Annotated in this window: 9 protein-coding genes and 3 pseudogenes; 3 read left to right on the forward strand and 9 right to left on the reverse strand. The window is 45.5% G+C overall.

Annotation, left to right across the window (positions count from 1 at the left end; all coding sequences use genetic code 11):
• Positions 1 to 83, forward strand: an 83-nt coding sequence (locus tag XMG59_RS12325; protein ID WP_173489325.1) for an integrase core domain-containing protein, incomplete at its 5' end; no start/stop codon positions are given.
• Positions 84 to 299: 216 nt separating this feature from the next.
• Here the strand turns inward: XMG59_RS12325 and XMG59_RS11795 are convergent.
• From XMG59_RS11795 to XMG59_RS11820, 6 genes and pseudogenes are all read right to left on the reverse strand, one after another.
• The gene (locus XMG59_RS11795) at positions 300 to 1424 is read right to left on the reverse strand and encodes an ABC transporter permease (protein WP_173483610.1); all 1125 of its coding nucleotides are present in this window, start codon (positions 1422 to 1424) and stop codon (positions 300 to 302) included.
• 2 nt (positions 1425 to 1426) lie between these two features.
• Positions 1427 to 4168 carry a ribosome-associated ATPase/putative transporter RbbA gene (gene rbbA / locus XMG59_RS11800; protein WP_173483611.1) on the reverse strand — a complete coding sequence of 914 codons (2742 nt, stop codon included), beginning with the start codon at positions 4166 to 4168 and terminating at the stop codon, positions 1427 to 1429.
• On the reverse strand, positions 4165 to 5238 hold the full coding sequence (locus tag XMG59_RS11805; RefSeq protein WP_173483612.1) for an HlyD family secretion protein: 1074 nt from the start codon (positions 5236 to 5238) through the stop codon (positions 4165 to 4167). Before XMG59_RS11805 ends, rbbA begins: the two co-directional genes overlap by 4 nt.
• 33 nt (positions 5239 to 5271) lie before the next feature.
• On the reverse strand, positions 5272 to 5742 hold the full coding sequence (locus XMG59_RS11810; RefSeq protein ID WP_217363743.1) for a hypothetical protein: 471 nt from the start codon (positions 5740 to 5742) through the stop codon (positions 5272 to 5274).
• 28 nt (positions 5743 to 5770) lie between these two features.
• Complete coding sequence (locus XMG59_RS11815; protein WP_173483613.1) at positions 5771 to 6022, reverse strand: hypothetical protein; 252 nt, start codon at positions 6020 to 6022, stop codon at positions 5771 to 5773.
• Positions 6023 to 6418: 396 nt separating this feature from the next.
• Positions 6419 to 7458 (reverse strand): annotated as a pseudogene (locus tag XMG59_RS11820) (IS630 family transposase).
• 86 nt (positions 7459 to 7544) lie between these two features.
• Here XMG59_RS11820 and XMG59_RS11825 point away from each other — a divergent pair.
• The gene (locus XMG59_RS11825) at positions 7545 to 7931 is read left to right on the forward strand and encodes a rod shape-determining protein (RefSeq protein ID WP_173483637.1); all 387 of its coding nucleotides are present in this window, start codon (positions 7545 to 7547) and stop codon (positions 7929 to 7931) included.
• Between the two features lie 185 nt (positions 7932 to 8116).
• Here XMG59_RS11825 and XMG59_RS12040 read toward each other — a convergent pair.
• The 3 genes and pseudogenes from XMG59_RS12040 to XMG59_RS11840 form a co-directional block, all read right to left on the reverse strand.
• Positions 8117 to 8626, reverse strand: a pseudogene (locus XMG59_RS12040) (hypothetical protein); the annotation flags it as partial.
• On the reverse strand, positions 8530 to 8919 hold the full coding sequence (gene ssb, locus XMG59_RS11835; RefSeq protein WP_371731645.1) for a single-stranded DNA-binding protein: 390 nt from the start codon (positions 8917 to 8919) through the stop codon (positions 8530 to 8532). The pseudogene XMG59_RS12040 and the gene ssb, both read right to left, overlap by 97 nt.
• Positions 8920 to 8934: 15 nt before the next feature.
• Positions 8935 to 9261 (reverse strand): hypothetical protein, encoded by a 327-nt coding sequence (locus XMG59_RS11840; RefSeq protein WP_000455722.1) that lies wholly within the window; start codon positions 9259 to 9261, stop codon positions 8935 to 8937.
• A gap of 367 nt (positions 9262 to 9628) precedes the next feature.
• On the opposite strand from XMG59_RS11840, the pseudogene XMG59_RS11845 reads away from it, so the two are divergent.
• Positions 9629 to 10024: pseudogene (locus XMG59_RS11845) on the forward strand (hypothetical protein); the annotation flags it as partial.
• Positions 10025 to 10151: the final 127 nt, after the last annotated feature.

Genomic DNA, 10151 nt, shown 5'->3' on the forward strand with positions numbered 1-10151 from the left:
GGCGAGATCATTACAATAAAGTAAGACCACATAGTGCACTTGGCTATGTGCCACCAGAGGAATTCGCTAAGCGTGCTGCTTAGCAAAATCTCATCGAAGAAGTGGTACTAACTAAGGGGAAAGGTCACTGCCTGAAGCGGTATCTGAAACAGTTATTGTCTCTGGCCACAGTGTTCAGGAAACCGCTGCGGCTATTTTAGAGATTAAGCGTATCCTGCTCGACGATTTAGAAGACACTGCAGCCATTAAATAAATTAAGACTAAGAAATAAACGGATGCTGGCCTTAGCAGATAGCTGGTCACGCCATTTGCGTGATAGCTTTACGAAAACGTGATAACGAAAAGGCAAATAAAACACTGCCAATAATCACCAGCCACAGGAATTGCGGCCAAACAACATCCAAGCCAGCACCGCGATAAAGAATGGCCTGTGCCTGGCTGACAAAATGAGTGGTGGGGGCAACCAGCATAATATTTTGTACTAATTCAGGCATACTTTCCCTTGGTGTGGAACCACCTGAGAGCATTTGCAGCGGCAGTAAAATCAATACCATTAACATGCCAAACTGCGGCATATTACGCGCCAGCGTAGCCAAAAATATGCCCATAGACGTTGTGGCAAATAAATGCAGCGCCACACCCACTAAAAATAACAATACCGAGCCTTCAATCGGCACTTGTAGCGCACCTTGCACCACAAAAACCAAGGAAAACGCTGCCGCGCACAATACCACCAAGCCCATCGACCACACCTTTGCCAACATAATTTCGGTAGGCGTTACTGGCATCACCAACAAATGTTCGATAGTGCCATGCTCGCGCTCACGAATAAGTGCCGCGCCAGTTAAAATAATAGACAGCATGGTAACGTTATTAATAATTTGCATCACCGAACCAAACCAGGCTTTTTCCAGCGTTGGGTTAAAGCGTACTCTTAGCGCTAAATCTACCGGCGTAGTACTTACCCCACGCTGATGCTGCAAAAACTCACTGATCTCGGCCATAATAATTTGCTGAATATAGCCACTACCACTAAATGCTTGGCTCATCCGCGTGGCATCGGTGCTTAGCTGGATATTGGTAATATTGCCCGCAAGGATATCGCTTTGAAAATTTGGCGGAATATTTACCACAAAGGTATAACGGCCAGAATCCATTCCGGCATCCATTTCTGGCAATGAAATAAGCTCGGGTAAATTAAATTGAGGAGGATAAAAAGCCCCAACAATTCGGGCCGATAACGGTGACGCATCTTCATCAACAATAGCGATTGGCGCTTTATTTAAGGTATCTGGCATCGCAGTTGCAGCGGTATACACCGACAACGTAAAGGTATAGACAATCAAAAACAGCATGATTTTATCACGCCGTAAGCTCCATAACTCTTTTACCCCTAAGCGATAAATATTGGCAAAGGCTTGCATACTTAACGCTCCTGCTTTTTCAATAGTGCAATTGCTACGCCCAAAATAACCGGTACCGCTAACAGCAAGGGTTTAAAAGAATCATATAAATCACTAAAACCCAGTGCTTTACTAAAAACGCCACGGGTAATATTAATCATATAAGTAGCCGGATAAATCTCACCAATCACCCTACCACCACCTTCCATGGATGACACAGGATCAAGTAAACCGGCAAATTGTACTGCAGGGATCAAGGTTGCCAACATCGCAAAAAACATTGCCGCAATTTGGCTTTTGGTCACAGTAGAAGCCAGCAAGCCCATACCCGTTGCGATAATGCAGTATAAAAACGCCGCCAATAACAAGGTGATAAAACTACCAGTAATAGGGACATCAAACAGTGTTACCGCCAATAAACACATCAGTAGAAAATTAAGCATCGCCAGTGCCACATACGGCAACTGTTTACCTAACATAAACTCGGTTTTGGTTACTGGTGTCACATACAAATTAAGAATAGAACCCAGCTCTTTTTCACGTACTACGGCCAGTGCCGTTAACATGGCGGGCATCATTAATAACAGCAGCGGGATAATAGCCGGCACCATAGCAGGTAAACTGCGCACATCTGGGTTATAACGATAACGGGTTTCTATACCGGCAGCACTACTGGTGCTGGTATTAGTGCGCATTCTAGCTTGCTCGGCCAACCAATGCTGATGAATACCTTGCACATAACCTTTTACTGTTTCTGCCCGTTGCGGCATAGCGCCATCCACCCAAGCACCTACCGCTACGGGCGTTCCGCGTTCAATATCTCGGGCAAAACCGGCTGGAATTTCCAGTACCAGCGATAACTCGCCATCTCGCATCCGTTTATCCAAATCGGCATAATCTTTAATGGGCGCTTGCTCAACAAAATAGCGCGAGCCAGATAAGCTTAATGTATAGCTTTGGCTAAGTGCGGTTTGATCTCGGTCTAGCACCGCATAACGTAAATCCTCAACATCCATGCTGATACCAAACCCCATCACAAACATCAAAATTAAGGAGCCGAGTAATGCCAAAGTGCTGCGCACCGGATCCCGTTGTAACTCCAATGATTCGCGCCACATATAGCTAAACATACGCTGCATACTAAACAACGATTTTTTAGATGGCACTTGCTCGTTTGCCACCGTATCCACAGCCTCGGCAGTAACCAATGCAGCTTCAATGGGTGCTGCTTGCGACTCAGAGCCACTGGCTTCAATCAAGTAATCGATAAACGCGTCTTCCAGTGTATCCTTGCCACGCTTTTGCCTTAATAAAGCCGGTTTATCGCTATCCAGTACTCTACCAGCGTGCATCATCGACATTCGATCACAGCGCTCGGCTTCGTTCATAAAGTGCGTTGAAATAAAAATAGTCACTTTATCTTGGCGCGATAAGCTAATCAGTAAGCGCCAGAAGTTATCACGCGCAACAGGATCCACGCCCGAGGTGGGTTCGTCTAAAATCAGTAACTCAGGTTTATGCACCATGGCCACCGCCAGCGATAAACGTTGGCGAATACCAAGTGGCAAACTTTCAGGTAAATAGGCTAACACGCCTGCTAAATCAAAGCGGCTAACCATTTCCGCTACCCGCGCTGGAATATCCTGTTCTGGCACATGAAATAGCCGTGCATGCAGTACTAAGTTTTGTTCTACAGTAAGCTCACCGTACAACGAAAACGCTTGCGACATATACCCCACACGCTTACGGGTATTAATATCATCAGGGTTAACTTCTTTACCAAATAGCCAGGCTTTGCCTTCTGTCGCGGGTAATAAACCCGTAAGCATTTTCATGGTGGTGGATTTACCGCAACCATTGGAACCCAAAAAGCCAAAAATTTCACCACGAGCAATTTTAAAGCTAACATCGTTAACCGCGGTAAAATCACCAAAACGCATGGTTAAATGTTGCGCCTCAATGGCAATATCATCAGCACCAAACTGGCTTAATGGCGTAATCTCAACAGGTTGATGTCCGCGTTTTTTTTCTTCTGGCAATAATTTAATAAAGGCTTCTTCTAACGATGCCGATGCTGTTCGCTGTAAAATCTCTGCCGGTGTGCCAGTTGAAAGTACCTTACCGCCGTCCATCGCTACCAGCCAGTCAAAGCCTTGTGCTTCGTCCATATAGGCGGTTGCTACAATCACACTCATTTGTGGGCGACTTTGACGAATGCGGCTAATCAGTTGCCAAAATTGGCTACGCGCCAGCGGATCCACGCCAGTAGTGGGTTCATCTAAAATTAAAAATTGCGGATCATGAATTAGCGCACAGCACAGCCCCAGCTTTTGTTTCATACCGCCGGAAAGCTTGCCAGCTGCGCGACTTAAAAATTTTTGCAGCCCCGTTGCTTGCGTTAAATCGTCAATACGCCGACGCCGCTCTGGCGCAGAATGACCAAATAAGCGGGCAAAAAATTGCAGGTTTTCTTCAACAGATAAGGTGGGATAGAGGTTTTTACCCAACCCTTGTGGCATATAAGCAACATGTGGACAAATATATTCACGATGCGCTTTGCTGGCCATATCGCCATCTAGCACATCAATTTGACCGCTTTGAATCGCTTTAGCACCGGATAACAACGACAATAAGCTAGATTTACCCACACCATCAGGCCCTAACAACCCCACCATTTTACCCGCGGGAATATCTAAGGTGATGTTATCTAGCGCCAGTGTTTTCCCGTATCGTAAGCTAACTTGCCGAATGCGGGCTACCGTCATAAAGCAACCCGCTCAGGTAAATGTGCAGGCCAGCTGGCGTCGTCACTTAACTTAACCCAAGCAACACCCGGCAAACCGGTTTTCACCTGCGTAATATGTTTTTGCAGCAATGCGGGATCAATTTTGGCTTTGACCCTAAACATCAGTTTTTCACGTTCGCTGGCTGTTTCTACGGTTTTAGGTGTAAATTGCGCCACATCAGCAACATAAGAAATTTTAGCTGGAATGGCCACATGCGGTGCCGCATCAAGCACTATGCTTACATCACTACCAATGGCAATACGCCCAGCTTGCGCGGCGGGTAAAAAGAATGTCATATACACATCGGTCAGATCGATCATATTTAACACCCGGCCGCCACTCCCAACAATCTCCCCAGCTTGCGCTACTCGATACTGAATACGACCAGCACGCGGCGCCTTTAATACATTATCTTGCAGCTCTACTTTTACGCGATTAACGGTGGCAGCCGCCGCAACCGAGGCCGACTCTGCCGATTGAATTTGCGCATTGGCCGCGGCAATACCCGATGCTGCTGCATCTATCTGCGCTTTAGCCGCAGCAACGACGGCTTGTGCACTGCGCAATTGTGCTTGATCATCATCGGCCGTTTGTTGCGAGGCCGCGCCAGTTTTGGCTAAAGTGCTAGTACGCCGCGAGCGGTTTTGGGCAGCAGATAATTCGGCTTCGCGCTGTGCTAATACCGCTTCCAGTGCCGCTTTTTCACTTTGTCGTTGTGCCAGTTGGCTATACGCCGCACTAACCGCATTTAGCGCTTGGCGCTCTTGCGCTTCAGCTTGTTGCAGCTGAGCAGTAAGTGATTCTGAATCAATATGTGCTACCACTTGATCCGCTGTCACAAAGTCACCTTCGTTAACCAAAATATCGCGGATCCGCCCAGCGGTTTTCGCAGAAATAGCAATTTCGGTTGCTTCAATCCGGCCATTACCCGAAGCAACATCCGCGGGCAACTCATCAGATAATAAATATCTCTGAGCGATAACAAACAGAGCAACAATAACACCGGCAGCGATCAGCAAAGGTTTTACTGTCGTTTTGGATAGATTCATGCGTGACTTTCCTTAGATAATGCGGCTGTAACATTAACGCTGAACACAAAAAGCGCGGATTGTGCAGTATATACAATAGCTGAATAGAATTATAGGAGTAGTTTGTTTGAATTTTGTCTTGCCTTTGACAGTTGTTCCAGTGACCACTTGCTGCTTAGTGCTCCAACGCTGAGTATCCAGGTAGAGATTTTCAATTGTAGAAAGTTGTACCGATTTTCGTCGCATCAAATTCCAGTATGGCTGCATTAGCACAATAGCCAGAATACTGTTTTCAAGGTCACTAGCTGGAAAAGTAAAGGTTTGAGTTACTTGGTCAATTTTATAGAGATGGTTCGCCCGGTAGATAATTATACTTTGGCCTAAGATCGCAAGCAGGAACACAGGCAAAATTTGCAAAAAATCGAATAAATAGCAAATAAAACTCGCGATAATACTTAAAATCAGCAAGTTAGTTACTGATTTTCGTAGCGCCATCCAAACGTCATAAACTTGATAGATTTTCATTTAATACCTTTAGGTATCCCAATACTGGTTAATTGCTGGTGAAGATAGATTGCAGGTTTTTCTTGCGTCTTTCGTTTTCTTCGCTTTTCTCTTTATACATTAACGCTTCAGCCTGAAGCTGCTCCATCCGCTTTTTTAACTGCTTGATCTCAAGATCCTGACTTTTGATAGTTTGCTGTAATTCGTCGAACTTCTGTTTTGCGAGTTGCTTGCCTATGTATTCGCAGCCAAGAAGGTTTGACGCCATAAAAATTAGCAGTATCAATCTAAAAATTTTCACAATAATGCTCCTTATTCTAAAAGCTATACACTTGAATCATCATGCGTTCTTTTGCTTTGGTTAAATCTCGACCTAAGATCACTAATTACACGACCAGATATTTTCTGAACACTTTCGGCTCTGATACTTAATCCTTTAGCAATGAAAACAAATCCAACACTCAACGGGAGCAACTTTAATAGACTGAAAATAAAAGTTAAGAAATAGATCGGATAAAATTGATCAACTTTATTAGTATCAGGTGAAAAAATGGAAATGAACTGGTTTACCAATGCCAACTTAAAAGAATCAACTAACAGATACGCATTTAACAGCATTCTTGAATACTTGTTATGCTCGCGAAAAACAATTGAGTTTTCTACCACATACTCATCAAAATTAGCTAAATAGCTGATCCTAATTGTGATACACCTGCTTCAATCCATGCTTGCCGCCCGGAAACGGTGCGGCAGTGTCCATAAAGTAGTAAACCTGCTCCAGTAAATCATCCATGTTTTGCACTGATGATTCCGGGTTATCGTCTCGTGCAGTGCATGCCACAGTTTTTCAATTTTGTTATGCCATGGGCTATAAACCGGCAAGAACAGTAATTTGAACTTTGGGTTGTCGCTCAGCCACTTCTGGGTTTTCTTGCTCTTGTGGATGATGTAATTATCCACGATTAACCGAATGCTTTTAGCCCGACGATACTGACCTTTAAGCTTTTCCAGCAATTCAATAAATAAGTCACTGGTCTTGCGCTCGCCACCTACATAAACGATTTGCCCTGTCTGGCCGTGTAATGCTCCCGCCAGATAATGTTTCTTGTTCTGTCCTGGTGTTGCCACTTTACGCTGCGCGCCACGGTGCCCCCAATCTGCACCGATTTTAGGATTCAGATGGATGTCCACTTCATCCTGGTAAAACACCGGGTGGTCAATACTGTTATCTGCCAACGCCTCCCGGATAACCGCCAGTTTCTCCTTTTTATCCGGGTCTTGGATATAAAGCGTTGGCGCAGCTCGCCGCCAGACAATTCCTGCTTTGGGCAACCAGCGTCTGATTGTTGAACTGTGGATCTGAATGTTGCATAACTTGTTCAGTAACAGCGCAAACAACTCAGTACTCCAGCGTGAACGCTGATATCCAAGCGTCCTTGGCGTGTACTTCAGCAAAATTTTCAGCACGCCACAGATAAAATCCCGATTCAGCCTAACGGGGCGACCAACGCCTTTAGTTTTTAGACCATCAACACCGGCAACGTCATACCATTTCAACCAGCGGTTAAGCGATGACCGCCCCGCTTGCAGTAGGCTCGCAACCTCTGACTTGGTTTTACCTTTCAACACCAGCAAGACGGCATTCGCACGGCGGCAAAGGTCTCTATCTCGTGTTTTATGAATAATCTTCTTCAATCGGCGGGTTTCCGCGCCATATAAAAATGCTATCCTGTTCATACTCAATGCGTTTGTGGGTTTGGTTTGTTTGGCGACTGATCTGATCGCGCAAACCGCATTGAGTTCCCTTACCTGAGTGATCTACTATTTGGCACAGTTATTTAGAAGGCGCAAAGGGAAAAGAAAAGATTAAGGCTATTGGTCGAGAAGCTAAATCGTTATCGGGGCCAACTATTCAGACAACGAACCCTTTTTCACACACTAGAAGTTTTATCGGAAATTTCATGCTGGCTGAAAAGATATTGCAGCATGGTATTTTTACTTTGAATAGCTCAAAGTTAAGAGCCGCGCCGAGAGTAATCATGCATCAACTAGAAAAAACTGATGGTGGGCTAAGCGATATAGAGGAGCGTGTCTTACGTGAACTTGCAAGTGGTATGGGAGCAAGGGAAGTTCTGATCCATACTGGCAGTAAAATCAATGTGCGCGCACAGAGCTATGATGGTATTAAAGCTAAAATCAAAGCCACTTAACAAGTTGCTTAATTTCGTTCCGGCCACAAAAGGCGTGGCCTCCACTGGACTGCCTACGCTGCGCTGCGGCAGCCAATTAGCAAAGCGTTCTGCTAACACCTAAAAGCGGACTTTACAGCCTTAAAGTTGGAATGTCTGCAATTGGCACATAAGTAATATTCATAAAGTGCGAATACTACATTAGCTTACTTTACTGCAAAAACCGTAACCAATGTCTTCATTGAGTCACCCGTAATCATAACAAAGTACATTTTGCTCCCCACATGCTGCCATAACTCGGCCTCTTGTGCATATTTTTTGGCTTTTTGGATAGCGACACTTTCTGGTAACTGGGCTTTAGTTAGCCCCGAGCATAGCAGCTTAGTGCACAAAGCCTTCCAAGGATGCTTAGGTACACCGTCAGAAAGCCGTTCCACAAACCGTTCCAGTGCATGACGAGTCACCACGACAGGTCCAATGTTCGGAACGTTGATGACCTCATCGATGCCTCTCACTGTAAGATTATCGACGCTGTATTCTTCGAAGGAATGTGAGAGCCAATCGTCCCGCTTCTCTACCGAGATCTGTGCTTCATGGTATCGAGTGAGCAAAAACCTAGTCACGCTGTAAAGTGAATGCTGAGTTGAGCGTTGTTTCTGTAACTTTTTGATGGCTCCTTTACTGACCCGGATTTGAAGGCCGTTGCCACTTCGGTCAATCGATGCTTAATGCCATCTTTCTCCCATGAGCGCGTGCGCTGAGGCCCTTGAACAAAAAGCTTCGCTCCTTTTTGGATCAAATCTTTTGCCCTTAGCCCTAACTTAAATCCACCACGATCTCGAAAAACGACCCGATGCCATTCCGTATGCTCTTTGAGCTCATTGGATTGACGGTCGCGCCATTTCTCAGAAGTGGCCAGTGAAATGCTGGTCACTAAATCACCTGATGGATAGGCTCGCGTCTCTGGCTCAGAGCCAACGTAGCCTATGAGTGTTACTTGGTTTTTCATGATGTTCTCCTCGTCTTAGTTGAACTCTGTGCACACAGTCGCTTCTACCCGGCTGGGCAAAGAAGACTGACGACGCAGATAGGTTGGTATTTCGAGTAAAGCCATGTCGTACTGATGTGGCTCTTTGTAAAACGCAGATGTCAAACGGGGCATACCAGGAGCTTTAGGCACTGCCATTGGACGACGTTTTGGTGTTGGTGTGAGCAATCGCTTGATTTGAGTAAGTACAAATCGAAACGGGCGCACGCTTTGACGAGCAAGCAATCGCAAAAGCGACCAGCTTAGTTTTGCAAGCAACATAATGCCTGCGATTTGGATGATAAATCCGAAGATATATTCCATGGGTGACTCCTTAATTTGGTTTTGAAGGAGTCAACCCCAACTGGGGAAAACTCCCCCAGTTGGGTGGTGAAAAGGCGAACCGTAAGGAACGCATGGTTGAGCATGTAAAAACATGCAGGCTATTTGTTTAAGGAGGCTAGCTACCTCTTAGTACCACTGAGAATACTCAGCGGCGGGCTTCCTTTGAGCTCATGCTCTTAGGCGCAGATATCACTGAAACAGATCAGCAATATTTGATAGTCAGTGTAACCGTCTTATCCAGACAGGATAGTTAGAAAGATGCTCAATTCTTCCACCTAGCTGAAAGGCCATTACCTCACAGAGGATTAGGCTAGGGACTGATTATTGTCATATCAGGAGCAAACTTATGGCCCAAGCAAAACCCAATTACTCAAAACCCATCTTTGAACAATCATTCACAATTAACAGCTTACAGGCACAACGTGTCGTTGACCGTGTTTTTAGACGGACGGTCAGTGCGCTCTACGGAATCGATGTCATCCTACGCATCATTGGCGATGAGAACGAAATTGATGAAGTGGAACAGATCATTAGCCATCTGATCGAGGATTGCGCTAAGGCGGTAGACAACGAACAAGCTCGTTTGGACAAACTGATGGAGTCCAACGGCATCGATGAAGTACCTGACTACACCGATCCGATAACCTTCAACGCAAAAATAAGCTCGCCCCAGGTTGGCCAGTTTGTTGGCTTAGTTCGCAAACTCGATGCGTTGATGATCTCAATGGACACACTCTGGTTAGAGTTATGGTGATTTCTGGTGTACGGGGAAAAGGGAGAATGGCGTATCCTGTTGATTGATTCCTGCAAGAATCTCAACCAACAGAAGGTGATACGCCATGACTCATTCTAACCTGACCGCTCTTTCA

This window comes from Marinobacterium sp. xm-g-59 (assembly GCF_013283315.1).
Classification (GTDB): Bacteria; Pseudomonadota; Gammaproteobacteria; order Pseudomonadales; family Balneatricaceae; genus Marinobacterium_E.